The 15,637-nt window shown below is 35.6% G+C and carries 16 protein-coding genes; 5 read left to right on the top strand and 11 right to left on the bottom strand.

Annotation, left to right across the window (positions count from 1 at the left end; all coding sequences use genetic code 11):
• The 4 genes from ACPLVE_RS09770 to ACPLVE_RS09755 form a co-directional block, all read right to left on the bottom strand.
• Positions 1-1,063 (bottom strand): ABC transporter transmembrane domain-containing protein (locus ACPLVE_RS09770; protein ID WP_424611366.1); only part of this gene is annotated, 1,063 nt, incomplete at its 3' end.
• 453 nt (positions 1,064-1,516) lie between these two features.
• Positions 1,517-1,900, bottom strand: a complete 384-nt coding sequence (locus tag ACPLVE_RS09765; protein ID WP_424611368.1) for a S41 family peptidase — start codon at positions 1,898-1,900, stop codon at positions 1,517-1,519.
• A 194-nt stretch (positions 1,901-2,094) separates the two neighbouring features.
• The gene (locus ACPLVE_RS09760; RefSeq protein WP_424611365.1) at positions 2,095-3,381 is read right to left on the bottom strand and encodes a tetratricopeptide repeat protein; all 1,287 of its coding nucleotides are present in this window, start codon (positions 3,379-3,381) and stop codon (positions 2,095-2,097) included.
• 160 nt (positions 3,382-3,541) lie between these two features.
• Entirely contained in the window at positions 3,542-4,108 is a 567-nt protein-coding gene (locus ACPLVE_RS09755) for a hypothetical protein (RefSeq protein WP_424611364.1), read from the bottom strand.
• A gap of 109 nt (positions 4,109-4,217) precedes the next feature.
• Here ACPLVE_RS09755 and ACPLVE_RS09750 point away from each other — a divergent pair, with 109 nt between their 5' ends.
• Entirely contained in the window at positions 4,218-4,664 is a 447-nt protein-coding gene (locus ACPLVE_RS09750; protein ID WP_132038890.1) for a chemotaxis protein CheW, read from the top strand.
• Positions 4,665-4,682: 18 nt separating this feature from the next.
• Here the strand turns inward: ACPLVE_RS09750 and ACPLVE_RS09745 are convergent, their stop codons facing one another.
• Both ACPLVE_RS09745 and cysK read right to left on the bottom strand, forming a co-directional pair.
• Positions 4,683-5,420, bottom strand: a complete 738-nt coding sequence (locus ACPLVE_RS09745; RefSeq protein WP_424611363.1) for a YebC/PmpR family DNA-binding transcriptional regulator — start codon at positions 5,418-5,420, stop codon at positions 4,683-4,685.
• A 12-nt stretch (positions 5,421-5,432) separates the two neighbouring features.
• Positions 5,433-6,353 carry a cysteine synthase A gene (gene cysK / locus ACPLVE_RS09740; RefSeq protein ID WP_424611362.1) on the bottom strand — a complete coding sequence of 307 codons (921 nt, stop codon included), beginning with the start codon at positions 6,351-6,353 and terminating at the stop codon, positions 5,433-5,435.
• Positions 6,354-6,482: 129 nt separating this feature from the next.
• Between cysK and ACPLVE_RS09735 the strand changes: the two genes are divergently transcribed.
• Together ACPLVE_RS09735 and ACPLVE_RS09730 are read left to right on the top strand one after the other, a co-directional pair.
• The gene (locus ACPLVE_RS09735; RefSeq protein WP_424611361.1) at positions 6,483-6,842 is read left to right on the top strand and encodes a TSUP family transporter; all 360 of its coding nucleotides are present in this window, start codon (positions 6,483-6,485) and stop codon (positions 6,840-6,842) included.
• On the top strand, positions 6,839-7,192 hold the full coding sequence (locus ACPLVE_RS09730; RefSeq protein ID WP_424611360.1) for a TSUP family transporter: 354 nt from the start codon (positions 6,839-6,841) through the stop codon (positions 7,190-7,192). Before ACPLVE_RS09735 ends, ACPLVE_RS09730 begins: the two co-directional genes overlap by 4 nt.
• Before the next feature lie 22 nt (positions 7,193-7,214).
• Here the strand turns inward: ACPLVE_RS09730 and ACPLVE_RS09725 are convergent, their stop codons facing one another.
• The 3 genes from ACPLVE_RS09725 to ACPLVE_RS09715 all read right to left on the bottom strand — a co-directional run bounded on the left by ACPLVE_RS09725 (position 7,215) and on the right by ACPLVE_RS09715 (position 8,811).
• A complete protein-coding gene (locus ACPLVE_RS09725; RefSeq protein WP_424611359.1) occupies positions 7,215-7,610 on the bottom strand; it encodes a CoA-binding protein in 396 nt (131 codons plus the stop codon).
• 32 nt (positions 7,611-7,642) lie between these two features.
• Positions 7,643-8,290, bottom strand: coding sequence for a YigZ family protein (locus ACPLVE_RS09720; RefSeq protein WP_424611367.1), 648 nt, complete (start codon positions 8,288-8,290; stop codon positions 7,643-7,645).
• Positions 8,291-8,382: 92 nt separating this feature from the next.
• On the bottom strand, positions 8,383-8,811 hold the full coding sequence (locus tag ACPLVE_RS09715) for an NUDIX hydrolase (protein ID WP_022587764.1): 429 nt from the start codon (positions 8,809-8,811) through the stop codon (positions 8,383-8,385).
• Positions 8,812-9,005: 194 nt separating this feature from the next.
• Between ACPLVE_RS09715 and ACPLVE_RS09710 the strand changes: the two genes are divergently transcribed.
• Positions 9,006-9,488, top strand: coding sequence for a DUF3189 family protein (locus ACPLVE_RS09710; RefSeq protein WP_424611358.1), 483 nt, complete (start codon positions 9,006-9,008; stop codon positions 9,486-9,488).
• On the opposite strand, the gene hflX is transcribed toward ACPLVE_RS09710, so the two are convergent.
• Both hflX and ACPLVE_RS09700 read right to left on the bottom strand, forming a co-directional pair.
• Positions 9,478-10,713, bottom strand: coding sequence for a GTPase HflX (gene hflX, locus ACPLVE_RS09705; RefSeq protein WP_424611357.1), 1,236 nt, complete (start codon positions 10,711-10,713; stop codon positions 9,478-9,480). The two genes, ACPLVE_RS09710 and hflX, sit on opposite strands and share 11 nt — an antisense overlap.
• 204 nt (positions 10,714-10,917) lie before the next feature.
• Positions 10,918-13,260 carry a peptidoglycan-binding protein gene (locus ACPLVE_RS09700; RefSeq protein ID WP_424611356.1) on the bottom strand — a complete coding sequence of 781 codons (2,343 nt, stop codon included), beginning with the start codon at positions 13,258-13,260 and terminating at the stop codon, positions 10,918-10,920.
• 194 nt (positions 13,261-13,454) lie between these two features.
• Here ACPLVE_RS09700 and ACPLVE_RS09695 point away from each other — a divergent pair, with 194 nt between their 5' ends.
• Positions 13,455-15,533 carry a phospholipase D-like domain-containing protein gene (locus ACPLVE_RS09695; protein WP_424611355.1) on the top strand — a complete coding sequence of 693 codons (2,079 nt, stop codon included), beginning with the start codon at positions 13,455-13,457 and terminating at the stop codon, positions 15,531-15,533.
• Positions 15,534-15,637: the final 104 nt, after the last annotated feature.

Below are 15,637 nucleotides of genomic sequence, written 5' to 3'. Positions count from 1 at the left end.
TTTTGCCTTTATCAAGTTTTATATTTATGTTTGACAAAGCATTCCTCTTCCCATCGTAGGAAAAGGTTAGGTTCTTGATTTCTATGGAATTTTTAAATTCAAAAGGTTTATCTCCCTGTGAGACTTCCTCTTTGCTTACGTCTATTACTTCTTTTTGGATTTTATCTGCTATTTTTTCAACAGATTTTATCTTTGTAGCATATACAGATGCAGAAATTAAAGGATTTACTATGTAGTTCATAAGCTGTACAGCGGCAATCATAGAACCTACTGTTATGTAGCCTCTTAAAACCAAATATGTGGCTACGAGAATATTCACAAAAAACATTGCAAATCCTGACACGATAGACAAAGCCCCCTGAAATCCTTGAAATGCATCGGATTTATACCCCGCCATTTCTGCATCTTTGTTATCTTTTGATGCCATATTGAGGATTTTATTTTCTATGTTAAAAGCTTTTATTACTTCAAATCCCTGAGACATCTCTTTTATCCTATTGGTAAACCTCTCAAGTTTTTTAAGGTACTGCCCCTTTAGTTCCTGGTTTATTTTTGTGAAAAGCTGAGGCACAATCACTGGAACCCAGCCAAAAATGAAAATGACTATAGTGAGATAAATGTTTATTCGAAGTATTAGATATAAAGACACGATAAATAGTAAAACGTCTTCTATAATATTAATGAGGCTTGTTAAATAGTTATTCTCTATCATTCTCACATCGTTGCTGAGTAAAGATATCAATTCTGAGCTTGTAATTTTTCTTCTTCTAGAATTTATGAAACTTTCTATGATGGATTGTTTGTAGTCTATCAATACTTTTTTATTAAAAGCTGCTGAAGCCGCCTTTGACAGGGTTTCAGCTGTAAATACCGCTATTAAAAACCCTACTGAATACCATATTAACGTAGAAATGCTGTAATTTAAATTTCCAACGGATGTGTCAACAATTATTTTAAAAAGTATCGCCTGCAGAGCTTTAAGAGCTGACACGAAAATTATAAGTATAGCGTTTACCAGAATTAAAAACTTGTACTTTAAGATGTATTTCTTTATCGTCTCCATTTATATAACCTCCATGGAATAAAGTTGCAATATAAAATTAAACTTTCCCCTTTAGATTAAGACAATTCGTTTTTCACACAAGCTGAAATTGCGCCATATATGTCAGTATCCCAAACAAAAAAGTAAATATCATCAATAAAAGCCACAACTTTTTCAATTTTATCCTAACATTCTTATCTCTCCCAGTAAAATAGCAAAAATGTCCATAAACTCTTCTGATATTTCATTTTGGTGAACTTATCCACACTTTCCTCCATTTTTCTCATTTTTTCATATATCGCCAGTAAAAAATTTCAATTTTGTAACTGTAAGTTACAATTTCAGCTACAACCCAAATGTAAAAGCCATTTATACTTATATTGGCGTCTTCTTACACCAAACCTTCCACCCTTTTTACATTTAAATCTTTTAACAGTTTATCAATACTTTTATAATCATAAACCTCCACCCCTTTTAGAACTTGCCTTTTTCTAAAGACTTAATCACTTCAACTGTCTTTTGCTTCAATATTTCTGCTCTTACTTCTGGATAGCCAGCATTTGTATCTGGAACGTCTAATTCTATGTCCGGTTTTACACCTTCTATAAAAAATGAACCCCCGTCTCGGTTTAAAACTGTGCCGGCTTCAAATCTCACAATCAATCCACTGTTGGGAAGCCTCATATATGAGGTAAGTGAACCATCTCCTGAAGTACTTCTCCCTATCAATGTAGCAAAACCAGTTTCTTTGCAGAACATGGCAAATCTTGTGGCTGCAGAAAAAGTTCCTCTGTCTATTATTAGAAATATCTTCCCTTTGAAATTTACATATTCATTTGATTTGAACAACTTTTCTATATACTTTTCCTCTTGTTTAAATAGGTTTTTTTGGAATTACAATAAAAGCCCCATATACATAAGGAGTATCAGTGATGTGAGTATCATCTTAAGTTCCCTCATTCTGTTACTCCTCTTAATATTTTACTCTTTTTGCTCTTATTATAACATAAAAAAATAGAAATGCAATATATTTTTTATTTTTTTATTGCTTTTTATTTGGCTACTTCTCTGGCTTTTTCTAAAAAGTATTTAGCATTACTCACATCGTTATCCTCAATATAAAGCAATGCCAGTTCTATATAAACCTTTAAAGCTTCTTTTTTATTACCCATATTTTGGAGAATGTTTGCCAGCTTTTTATATGTTTCTATGATAGCCTGTTTATTCCCTAATTCCTTATATACCTCCGACAGAAGATAACTGCCTTTTACTATATATTCCACATCTTTGTTCCTGTAAGATATTTCAAGCCCTTCTTCCAATGAAGAAAGCGCTTCCTTATATAGACCCATTTTTATATAAAGATTTGCCTTTTCAATAAGAGTATGGGACAGTAGATTTTTATCTTCTTTGCGCCTGATCCTTTCAGCTTTATTGAAATATTCCAGTGATTTTTCAAAATCATTTTTTCCTATATAAACTTCTCCAATATTTGTATAAAGAAACCCCAATAAAAGACTATCATCATCTTTTATTTCTTCGACTAGTCCTTTAAATATTTCTAAAGCCTTATCATATTCTTTCATGTCTCTATAGGAGTTTGCTTCTATTGATTTTGCATATACATAGTGTTCAAAATCTTTTTCTTTATCTAGTACAGATAAACATTTCTCAATATAATCAATTGAAAGCGCTGGTTTGCCAATACATCTGTAACACAAGGCGTTGTTATAACTTGCTTTGATTTTTATTTCAATATCATTCACCTCTTCTGCACATTCTAAAGCCCTTTGAAAATACATTATCGCTTCAGAATACTCTAATAAGGCTACTTTACAAGCTCCCAACATGTTGTAGACGTAGGGCAGTTGTTCCTTTATGTTGTTGAGTAATAATATATCCAGGGCCCTGTGGTAATTGATAAAAGCCTCCTGAAAATGTTGATTTTTATACATCACATCTCCTATTTTTATGTAAGCTAAAGCAGTCACTCTTTTTAACTTGTATTCATCTGCAATTTCAAATATTTCTTTTAGTTCCTCCAAATTTTCTATAGTATTAATCCGACTTAATTTCTGAATACAGTAATACTCCGCCTCTTCTGCAGGGGTCATTAAAAGATAGTCACCATCTATGTTTAAGTCAATGCCAAGTTCTTGAGCTTTTTTATTAAATTTTTCTGCGATGATAGAAGCAGTTTCTCTGCTCATAGTAGTTCGATTGCCTTCAATCATGCTTATAAAACCTCTTGTGATATTTTCAGCCTGCAGCTCTCTTTGCTTCATTTTAAGCATTTTCCTTATTTTTTTGACTCTTTCTCCAGGCGTTAGAAATTCCATAAGCTTCAGTACCTCCTATTGTGAAATAAAAATATCATTTTTAAATTGCCTTTTATCTCATTATAATATCTTCTTCCCTTGATATCAAGGCAATATTCGGCTTTCAAAGACAAAATTAAGTCCCTGTTTCTTAACTTCAAAAACAGGGACTTAGACTCTTTTAAGAGCTTAAATTTGCTAGTATCTGGTAAGCTTCATCTTTATCTTTTGTAATTATATTTTTAATTACTCTTTCCCTATCAAAAGGCGTCAAACTTTCAAGAGGAATGTCAGTCTTTTCTATAACTTCTTTGTGCCCGTTCCCATCGCTTTTGAGCAAAACCACATAGCCGTCAACCACAGAAATAATGTAATAATCTGCAGGTAACCCTTCTTTTTCCCTGTATAAAACTATCTCTTCATCCTCAAATTTTATCACCTTCCAGCCAGAGTATATCTTCTGGAGTTCCTCCCTCGATTTGCCATAAAGGGAAGGGGTAAGCTTTTGTTCTTCTCGCACAACCTCGCCGTTCTCGAGGTATTTTGTCTCAAAAATTAACTTTTTATGGAAATCTGTTTTTTCAGCAAGAGCTTGTTGTTGAATGGGAAATGGCTTTTCGTACTTTGCATTTTTTGCTTCTCTTTCCATCTCATTTTGTTTAACGCTTATGAAGTATCCCGTCATCGCTCCCAAAAATACTGCAAAAATATATATAGCAACCATCTTATAGGAAATTATCTTTTTCATAACATCTCCTCCTGTTTTATGTAATTATAACCAATTTTAAAAAATTTATTCTTCTTGCAGGATTTTGTCAAAAAATATCGAATAATATCTTTAGAAGGAGGAGATGTAAATGCCAAAACAGATTGTAGTATTTAAATTAAACAACGAGGACTTTTGTGTAGACATCAATCAGGTGGTAGAAATCATAAGGCTTCAAACCATCATCAAAGTGCCAGATGCGCCTTCCTTTGTAGAAGGAATAACTAACTTGAGGGGCACAGTAATCCCAATAATAGACCTAAAGAAAAGATTTAATCTGCCCACATCAGAAAAAAATGAAAACAACAGAATAATTGTGGTAAATGTCACAGAAAGGCCTGTAGGGTTCATAGTAGACTCAGTGACAGAAGTTTTAAGAGTTGAAGATTCCACAATACAAGAAGCGCCAGACATAATAAAAGGGATTGGAAGAGAGTACATAACTTCTATCATCAACCTAAACGGTAGGTTGATTATTAACCTTGACTTACATAAAATACTTACAGAAAAAGAAAAGAAAGAGATAGAGCATATTTAGCTGTCTATCTCTTTCTTTTTATTCCTCCTCATCTTCTAATTCTACATTGTGGTAAACATTCTGAACATCGTCATTGTCCTCAAGTTTGTCAATCAATTTCTCGAATTTCTCATAGTCTTCAGGACTTAGCTTAATGGTGTTTTTAGGAAGCATTGTAATTTCTGCCTCAGAAATTTTATATCCTGCTTTTTCTATAGCTTCCCTTACTTCCTGGAAATTAGAAGGGTCAGTTATAATCTCAAATTCTCCCTCTTCTGCCGAAAAATCCTCCGCTCCGGCTTCTATCGCCACCATCATCAAGTCCTCTTCATTTATAGAATCGGTTTTTTCTACCACTATAACCCCTACTTTGTCAAACATCCATGTGACAGATCCAGCAGCCCCTAGAGTGCCGCCATTTCTGTCAAAAATATGCCTTATTTCACCTGCTGTGCGGTTCTTGTTGTCGGTTAAAGCCTCAACAATTATAGCTGTACCTGCCGGGCCATATCCTTCGTAAATTACCTCTTCAAGCTTTGCTCCTCCTAATTCACCAGTACCCTTTTTAATAGCCCTTTGAATATTTTCACTGGGCAAATTAAAAGCTTTTGCCCTTTCAATTGCTAATTTCAGTTTACTGTTAGTCTCGGGGTCTCCCCCTCCTTCTTTTGCCGCCTTTATAATATCTTTTGTAAGTTTAGTAAAGATTCTCCCTTTTTTAGCGTCCATTTTTTCTTTTTTGTGCTTTATATTAGCCCATTTGGAATGTCCAGCCATAAACATCCCTCCTTAATATTCTCTGAAAATCTGCGTACTTAAATACCTCTCTCCGCTGTCTGCCGCTATTGCAAGGACTTTCTTCCCTTTTCCTAATTTCTTAGCTACATTAAGCGCTGCCCACAAAGAAGCACCAGTAGAAATCCCTGCCAAAACACCTTCTTTTTTGGCCAAAATTCTAGTCATTTCAAAGGCATCTTCATCTTTCACTGGTATCACTTCATCTAGCACTTCTCTATCCAAGACTTTGGGTATAAAGCCTGCTCCAATTCCCTGAATTTTGTGGGGACCCGGTTCTCTTCCAGATAAAACTGCGGCAGAGTAAGGTTCTACCCCCACAATCTTTATATCTGGAAAAATTTTTTTAAGGGCTCTACCAACTCCTGTAATAGTTCCTCCTGTACCTATACCCGCTACAAAAGCATCTAAACCTTCCTTAAAATCCTCTATTATTTCCTTTGCAGTAGTCTCTTCATGAATGAGAGGATTTGCCAAATTCTCAAACTGCTGAGGCATGAAGTAGTTCTTGTTCTGCTTAACTAACTCTTCTGCTTTTCTAATAGCTCCCTCCATGCCCAGTTTTCCAGGAGTCAAAATCACCTCTGCCCCGTAAGCAGCCAAAAGCATCCGCCTTTCCATGCTCATGGTGTCAGGCATGACTATTATAACTTTATATCCTTTTGCAGCCCCCACCATTGCCAGCCCTATTCCTGTATTACCGCTGGTGGGTTCCACAATCACACTGCCTTTTTTCAACAACCCTTCTCTTTCTGCCCTTTCAATCATTGCAAAAGCAATTCTGTCTTTAACACTGCCGGCAGGGTTAAAAAACTCAAGCTTTAAATACACTTCAGCGCTATTTTTATCAGGAACTTTATTTAACTTTACCACAGGGGTTTTCCCTATCAAATCAAGAATATTGTTTGCCACCATTTTAAAGACCTCCATAAATACATTGCTATACCCATTTTAAACTGATAAAACTACATCTGTCAAATGGAAATTCGAATAGTTAAAGTTTTTAGAGGAAAACTAATATCAAAAAGATAATAAGGTGATACAATGTCAAAAAATATAATAAAGCTATTTATAATAGGCATTTCAACAGGCTTCATAAACGGGCTTCTAGGAGCAGGAGGTGGAACATTGATAGTTCCTGCTCTGGTATTTTTGCTAGGCATAGAGGACCACAAGGCTCATGCCACAGCGATCTCTATAATTCTCCCTTTAACAGTGATAAGTAGCTTTATATACCTTAAAAGCAAAATAATAGACCTCCCCCTCACAATCAACGTAGCCATAGGCGAAACTCTTGGTGGAATTATAGGAGCGTATTTTCTCAACAAAGTTTCAATTCCACTTTTGAGGAAAATCTTCGGTGTAATAATGATAACCGCCGCTTTCAGGATGTGGGTGCAATGAAGCTATTTTTTATTGGCCTTTTTTCAGGAATTATCGGCGGAATGGGGATAGGAGGAGGCACAATACTTATTCCTGCTCTCACTATAATAATGGGCGTAGAACAGCATACAGCTCAGAGCGTAAATTTACTCTCCTTCATTCCCACAGCTGTAATTGCCCTTATATATCACTTAAAAAAGAGAAACATAAAATACTCCATACTTCCACTCATAATCACAGGTGGAATAATAGGTAGCCTAGTAGGTGCCAATATAGCTATTGTAACTAAAGCAATTCTTCTTAAGAAAATATTCGCAATTTTGCTATTTTCAATAGGCATATATGAAATCCTCTCAAAGCCACGAAAATGAAAATAAGAGGAGAAATCCCCTCTTATTTTCTCTTGTCAGTTTCTAACATCACGCAAGTATTGTGTATAACTTTTAATCCTAGATTTTTAGCCTTTTCAATCAATTCTTCACTTTCAGATCCCGGCTGAAACCATATAAATTCCACTCCTAACTTAGCAGCCTCTTCTATGTATTTTTCTCCTCTTGTAGGTGGAACGACCATATCTACGACCTCTGGAACTACAGGTAAACTAGAAAGAGAATCATAACATTTGTCTCCATCCACTTCTTCAAACTTAGGATTTACGGGGTAAGCAGTATACCCATTTAATTTGAGGGTTTTATAGATCTGAAAACCGTACTTTGTTTCCCTAGGGAGCGCACCTACAACTGCCCATACTTTTCTTTTCATAGCGTCCTCTACATAGTCCCAATCCATTTTTTCTACCTCCTAACCTTCTCCATCTCCCCTTACAAAATGTATTTTCCATCCTTTTTAAAAAGGTACACATCTTCTTTTACTCTTATCTCGCAGCGACTGGCAGTTAAATCAATAATAAAATTTTCAAACTCTAAAACTTTGTTTTCTATAACAGGCAACGTCATAATAACCTTATCCGTATAAGAGATATTTTTTATCAAATAATCTTTTCTTAAAAGCTCATTCTGTACTTTACCAAGCAGATTATAATCAAAAGTAAGTTCAATCTCTTTAGCCGGAATCCTTTCTACTATTCCCGCTGCATCTATTCCCATTTTAGCTGCTTTTGTATAGGCTCTTATTAATCCACCCGCTCCTAAGAGTATGCCGCCAAAATAGCGTGTAACAACTACAACTACATTTTTTACTTCTTCTTTTTTTATAACACTCAAAACAGGCATACCTGCTGTCCCTGAAGGTTCTCCATCATCACTAAAACGCTGTACTTCATCATTTTCCCCTACCACATAAGCATAAACGTTGTGAGTTGCAAGCCGATGTTCAGACCGTATTTTTTCAATAAATTTTATAGCCTCTTCCTCAGAGGCTACAGGACTTGCATGACCTATGAATCTAGACTTTTTTATTTCAATTTCAGCAACTCCATATCCAAGAAGAGTTTTATAAATCTTGCCCAAGCTAACACCCCATTTGTCATTATACCAAATTATAGCCAAAAAATAAAGCCGTTGCCGGCTTTAAAAATCAAAGTCCTTTCTATTTTACAACCTTAAGCCAGCGCTTTTGTGAGAGTTTTGTATTTAAAGTAAGAAACGTTTACAAGTGATTTATCTTGACTGTAGGTAATCATCTCCAATGCCTTGTCTATGGGGAAAAATCCTCCATCAACAAAGCCGTCCTCCTTGCTTATATTAAATTCTTCTTCACTCGTCGTCATGAGATACCAGGTGATTTTATTAAAGACGGGACGCTGACGGGTTACAGAATAGAACTCATAGCTGGTCTCACCAGCAGTAGAAAGGACTTCAACCGACTTAAGACCTGTTTCAGCACACACTCTCCTTATGGCCACGTCAATGGGAAGTTCATTATTTCTAATAACCCCTTTGGGTAACACCCATTCCCCTTTTTCATTTTTGAGGATAAATACACTGTCTCCTTTGAATACAACTCCTCCAGCGCACTCTCTTATTAACATTTTCAAGCCCCCTAAAACATTTTCTTTTATTATAATATTCTTTAAAAAATCTTAAATTCCTGCTTAATTTTAAATTTTATTTTTATTTTTCCACTGGTCACCACAATTATACATTTAAAATCTCTTTTCCCAGTATAAAAAAAGCAAAAATCACAGACAATAAGTACTGCAACATAAGGGAAGGAGAGTTTTATATGCACATAATCTATCACTGTTATGGAGGCACACATACTTCTGTCATAGCAGCTTATATCCACACTGGTCAGCTTCCTGAAGACAAAACCCCATCAAAAGAACAAATAGAAAACATACCTCTTTTTGACAAATTAAACGGACAAAACGATCCGGGCCATATAGTCTTAATTGGAACTGACGAATACGGCAATAATGTATATTCCATGGGAGTAAAAAATGCAAAAAAGCTCATAGAACCAGCTTTAAAAGACTTATACTACCATCTTTTTAATACCAACGAAGGGCTCTTGCTGGTAGACACAACTGCTGCTACAAATTGGTTGATGAAAATTGGAGGATTCCTCTCAATTGCACTAAAATTTCCTGTGCTGGGAAGACCTCTTGTAACTTATGGCACACAAAAATCTTATAAAAAAATCGTACAAATAGTAAAAAATGTTAAAGCACAAGAAAAAGCAGAATACAATGCTATTAAGAGATAATAAAATTTCTTAACCTTTCTTTTATCTCATAAGTAACCTCTGCTCTTACTAATATACCCTTTTCATCAAAATTCTCCTCAATCACCTTCCCTCTTTCTTTTAAATAATTATACTCTCTCGTTTTTTCGTAAGGGAACAAAAAACTTACCACCTCGGTATCTTTGAAAAGTTCCTTTTCAATAGCTTCTAAAAGCCTGTCTAACCCTATTTTATTTTTTGCAGATATGTAAATATCTCTGTTATTCCCAGAAGGTACAATTTCTAAAAGGTCTATCTTGTTATAGACATTTATTCGCGGAGTTTCAATTGCTCCCAAATCAGAAAGCACCTTTTCTACAACCCTTATTTTTTCTTCCATGTCAGGAGATGTTATATCAATAACATGCAGCAGCAAATCCGCATATTTCACTTCTTCCAAAGTAGATTTAAAAGCTTCTACCAGGTCATGCGGAAGTTTTCTTATAAACCCAACTGTATCGGTCAAAATAGCTTCTCTGCCTGAAGGAAGTACAAGCTTTCTAGCAGTTGGATCTAATGTGGCAAATAATTTATCTTCCACATAAGCATCAGCACCTGTCAAAGCATTTAACAAGGTCGATTTTCCTGCATTGGTGTACCCCACAATTGCCACAACAGGGATTTGATTTTTCTTCCTTCTTTGCCTCTGTAAATTTCTATGTTTCTCAAGCTCTTCAAGCTTTTCTTCTATAGCCTTTATTCTTTCTCTTATATGCCTCCTGTCTACCTCTAGCTTTGTCTCACCGGGTCCTCTTGTACCTATTCCTCCTCCTAATCTAGAAAGTTGTCCTCCTAAGCCTACAAGCCTTGGCAAACGATATTTTAGCTGAGCTAACTCTACCTGTAGCATTCCCTCTTTTGAGCGAGCCCTTTTAGCAAATATATCTAATATAAGATTAGTCCTATCTACGATTTTTACTCCCAGAGCATCTTCAAGATTTTTTATTTGGGTTCCCGTAAGCTCATCATTTACGATTACAAGGTCCGGCTGCATATTTTCTACAAACATTTTCAATTCTTCTAATTTGCCTTTACCAATGTAATGGGCTTTGTTTATGCTCTTTCTTTTTTGTGTAATTACTCCCACCACTTCGGCTCCAGCCGTATCTGCCAATTCCTTCAATTCTTCTAAAGTTTCTTCATCCTCAGGAGATGAAATTATAGCAACTAAAATAGCTTTTTCTTTTTCCTGTGTGAGTTCTATCATACAATCACCCAATTCAACTTTTTTTGTAATTATAATATATTCTATCTCTCGTAAAAAAGCAACTTGACAAAAAAAGCCCTCCCAAAGGAAGGCTTCAGTTTGTTGAGAAAGTCTTTCTTATTTAAGTGGCATTTTGTGTTAATGCTCCGGAGTTGCAAAGCGGCTAAACTACAGTATAAAGCCCTCCTAAAGGAGGACTTCGAATTAATTTTGTACTGCAATGTCAAAATAATCTGATGTAAAGAGTTTTTGTCCTGCCACATCTTCAATAGCCTTTCTAAAATCCTCATTCCCCACAGTGATAATTCCTTTCGTCCCCGTAATCTTAATCTCCACAGGTCTGTCAAATATCCTCTTAGTAATCTCAACATTTAAAACAGCCCCAATCTGAGGATATGCAGTTTCTATTTGACTTTTAGCAATGCTCACATTCCACCAATAAGTAGCGTATTTAGAAGTATCATAAGGGTCGGGTTTGCCTTTCAAATAAGGTACATCCTTTTTCCAGGCATAAGATGAATCTACCGTATAACCTCCCGCAGAAGCACTATAGACAGTATCTGCTAATTTCCCGTTGTATAAAACTACCTCCCCTTTTGTAGACTCAATCAGCTGGTCAATCTTAGGATCAGCAATAGAAACCCCCTTGTAAACTTGCGACAGAGTTGTGTCGTAAACGTCAAAAATATTCTCATCTTTTATTCTTACTAAAGCGTAAGTTCTAGCTGCAAGAATTTGAGCTTTTAACGCTTCTTCAGGCCAAGAAGGCGCCATCTCTGCTGGCACTACTCCCCTCAGATACTTTTCAATCGGAAGCACATTTATTAAGTCCAAACCAGAAGAAATAGAGTTGGGACTTGGATATATTCTAAATTCTCCCTCATAAGGCCTTGCCTTGTTAACGTAAAATAGCACTCCCTCGTTAGTAGGTACAATCCTGACCACATCTACCAAAGTTCTTATTTCAGGAGATTGCGAATTTGCAATTAAAATATTTCCATCTAGATAATTTATAGAAGTTACAGAATCAGGCGAAAAAGTCTCCTGTTTTTCAATTATCTGACCTGTGCTATCATCCTTTACTTTGTATATGACATTGTAAGGCTGATTGCTCGTAACCTTTATATCCTGACTTGTAACATCTAAGCTTATTTTTACTTTCACATTAATATTGGAAGTATCTACCTTATCTATATCTACTCCAGTATAGTAGTACTTTATTATCTCGTCATACTTAAATCCCTGTTCTGCCATTCCTTTTGCACCAAACTGCGTCATTCCAACACCGTGACCATATCCGCCTTTTCCTTGAATATAAAACCCCTTGACCGCTTTCACTTGCGCATCCACTTCTAACAGTTTTTTAAACGTATCTACATCCGCAATTCCAGTGGGATTTAAAGAATAATACTGTTGGAAAGATCTTATTGCATTTGAAGTGACATCGTCATATGTACCAGTTACATCTCCATCATAATATTTAAGTTCTGAAAGCATTCCCTGCAATAACTTCACATCATCTCCCTGGAGCCCTTCCTTTAATTCCCTTGTAAAAGGAGTAGGAAATTGTATCTGGTCTTCTTTTTGATTTTGGGGATTATCTCTATTTACATCTCCTCTGGAAGGAAGCGTTAAATTCAATTTTGAAATAAGTGACTTCCAAGTCACAGGTCCTACTATTCCGTCTGCTTCGATATTTACTGACTTCTGAAAATTTATAACTGCCTGCCGCGTTTTTTCGCCAAATATGCCGTCAGGGGCACCAGCATCAAATCCCAATTTATTCAGATACTGCTGTAAAAGCTTCACTTCTTCTCCTATCATTCCATATTTTAATACCTTGTTGAAAATAGCATTTTCGTCTATATTAGGCACATTTTTGTCACTTTCATTGGAACTGGAAGGCAAGCTTGGCTGAACATTTTCCCTCTTTTCATCACCTCTAAAAAGGTCGGAAGCATTAACTTTTTGCAATAACGCCTTTTGAGTTGCGGGCCCCACAATTCCATCCGCTATTAATCCATTTGCCTTTTGAAATTGTATTACAGCATTTTGAGTCTTAAAACCAAATATGCCATCAGGTGTTCCTACATCAAAGCCCAGCTTACTCAAAATACTCTGCAGAAACTTTACATCCTCTCCCTGCATCCCGTATCTCAATGTTCTTGAAAATGTAGCTTGTGCGACTGTTTGAGTAGCTGAAGAATTAGATGTATTAGAAGTTTGAGGAATATTAGCTACATTTTTCCCAGAAAAGGCGTTCAGTTTTTCCAAAAGAACTTTCTCTGTAGAAGGTCCGTATATTCCATCAGGCACCAAATTAGAATCCTTCTGGAATTTTATAAGAGCATTTAAAGTAGCCGTTCCAAAATAGTCTGTAGGGGTAGAAGTTACAAAGTATCCCAGTCTATTCAAATTTTCCTGAAGCTTTTTAACTTCAGGGGACCTCATTCCAAATTTTAGTAAAGTAGCTGAATAAGCCTCATTTACTGATGCCAGCAAAAGCGATGAAGAAAGCAAAAAAGCTGCCACTTTCTTTTTATCCATCTCAATTTCTCCTCTCCTTTGTAGGCTCTTCTATTAGAATATTCGACATTTTTCTTCTGTATTTTAATAATTCTACAACAAAAGCCTAAATCCTTCTTTTCTTGTAGAATTTCCAAATATTTTTTAAAAAATTGAGCAATTATCTCAAAATTATGATAAAATAAACTGTGAAGCAAAGGTTAGGGGGTATCTCAATGGCAGAACAGATGACTTTAGATATAGGCTCCGTAAAGGGAAAGGAAAGCACCCTTTTTATAGTGCTCAACGGTGAACAAGCAAATCTATCGATTGAGGAAATTTTTGACTCCCATAGATTTAAAAAGTTTATGGCGATTTCATACGTTTCCTCCCCCAGGTTCTTTGCTAAAGTTGTAAAAGGATTTGAAGAAGTAGAATTTATACTCGGCATTGATTCAGCAGAACAGGCAATAAATTTTAACAGCGTTTATTCCCTTTTAATAGATGTAAATAAAAGAATTGACTTCATCAAAGAATTTGATGCTGAGTTGCAAACCAAAGTCTCGGAAGATAAAGTAAAAATAAGGTATTGCAATACTAATTTGCCAATACATACAAAGCTTTATCTTTTAGAAAATCCTGATACTGGCAATACTCGTGTGATAATAGGATCTGCCAATCTCACTGAAAGAGCCTTTAGTGGAGAAAAACAGTATGAAAACATAGCAATATTTGATAACCAGCCTGAGATTTTTAAAATATATTTAGAGTGGTTTAAGAAGCTTTTTTCAAATAGCTTTGACTTTGTACCAGAGGAGATAAAGAAAAAGATAAAGCAGGAAAAAGCCCAAACAATTGTATTGGATAAAGAAGAAAAAGCAAATATAGTTACCAATGAAATCGCAAGAAACCTTTACCACATCGTCCCTCTTTCTCAAGAAATTTTTGAAGAATGGAAGGCATCCCCTCAGAATATCCAGTATCAAGCTGAACTTCAGGCAAATGAAGTAAGGCAAAAGACCCAAATCATCGCCGCAATCACAAAAAAAGATGGAAAAGTCTATAGACTTAAACCCCCTCAAGAGATAAGAAAAATGAATATAGTAGTAGATACTCTGGTGTCAAACTCACTAAAAGAAGACCAATTGCAAGTTCTTCAAAAGTTAATATATTGGGACAAAAATGACCTAATCTATATTGTATCAGAAGACAATAAAACAGCAGAATTTTCACAAAAAGCTGAAAAAGACGAAATCAAAACTCACATTTCTTTAATAACAGAATTTGTTGAAGCTTATAGAAAATTCACCGTTACAAAAGAAGATAAACACCTGGGGAAAGTTATGGAAGCTATACTTTACGCCTTTATGTCTGTATATTTGTGGAAGATTAGAGAAGATTTAGTTATACAATATGGAGGAGAGAGTTACAGAGCCAATGTGCCTATTTTCTTAGTCCTCGGAGGAAGGGCTTATTCTGGAAAAACCACTGCCTTAGAAATAATAGGAATGCTTTTAGGAAACTACCCACCCTATTTCATCTCATACGACACCATAAGAAAAGGAAATGTAGCAGACAGAGAACTTTTAGAAGGATTTTTTGGCAGTGAATATCTGGCCCCAATTTTAGTTGATGAAATGCCAATTTCCTTTTTTACAGGTAGAACTGGTGAAAATATCATAAAAAATGTAAGTAACAATGCGAAAGGCAAGCATCCTGTAATGATCTGCACTACTAACATGAACGAATTCAATGTACCCCAGCAAATCTTAAGAAGAATTTACTATTTGCAGATAGATAGCGAGTTTGACAAAAGATACAATTTAGAATCACAGGAGCATCTCACTAAAATTAGAAGAGGAATAAATAGTACCCTTTTCAAAGATTTTACTTATAGAATGGGAGAACTAATACGAGAGGGAGAACCTCTGTATTTGCGAAATGATTACCTATACGCGGCTAGAAAAATTTTTGAAGAATACTACAGAGAATGCAAAATGGACCTCCCTGAATGGTTCCCCAAAAAGCCTTTTAACGACTATGAAGAAAGAGGTAAAAGATGGTGGCAGGAAAAATATAAACATCACAAAGAACTCTTTCAAATAAGGCCTGATGGCACAATCTACGTAGAAATAAACGAGCTTTTCAAAGATCCTAAAGAAAAAGACTTCGCTCTAAATATGCTGGGCCCCGGCTGCATAAACGAATCCAGCCATATCCTTATACTAAACGAAAAAGAATTTTTTGAATACATCGGAGAAAAGAAAAAACTAAATCCTGTCATAAGGTTGATAAAAGGATTAGTAAAATCTTAGAAAAGCGCCCATAATTCTCCTTGGGCGCTTCAGACTGTTGACAAAGTTTAAGAAGTGGCATTTTGTGTGTAAATGCGACTTGTTGTCAAAGCGGTAACTAAACT

Source organism: Caldanaerobacter sp., assembly GCF_049701115.1.
Taxonomy (GTDB): Bacteria; Bacillota; Thermoanaerobacteria; order Thermoanaerobacterales; family Thermoanaerobacteraceae; genus Thermoanaerobacter.
Note: the sequence above shows the minus strand (reverse complement) of the source record. Positions and strands in the feature narration are given on the sequence as shown.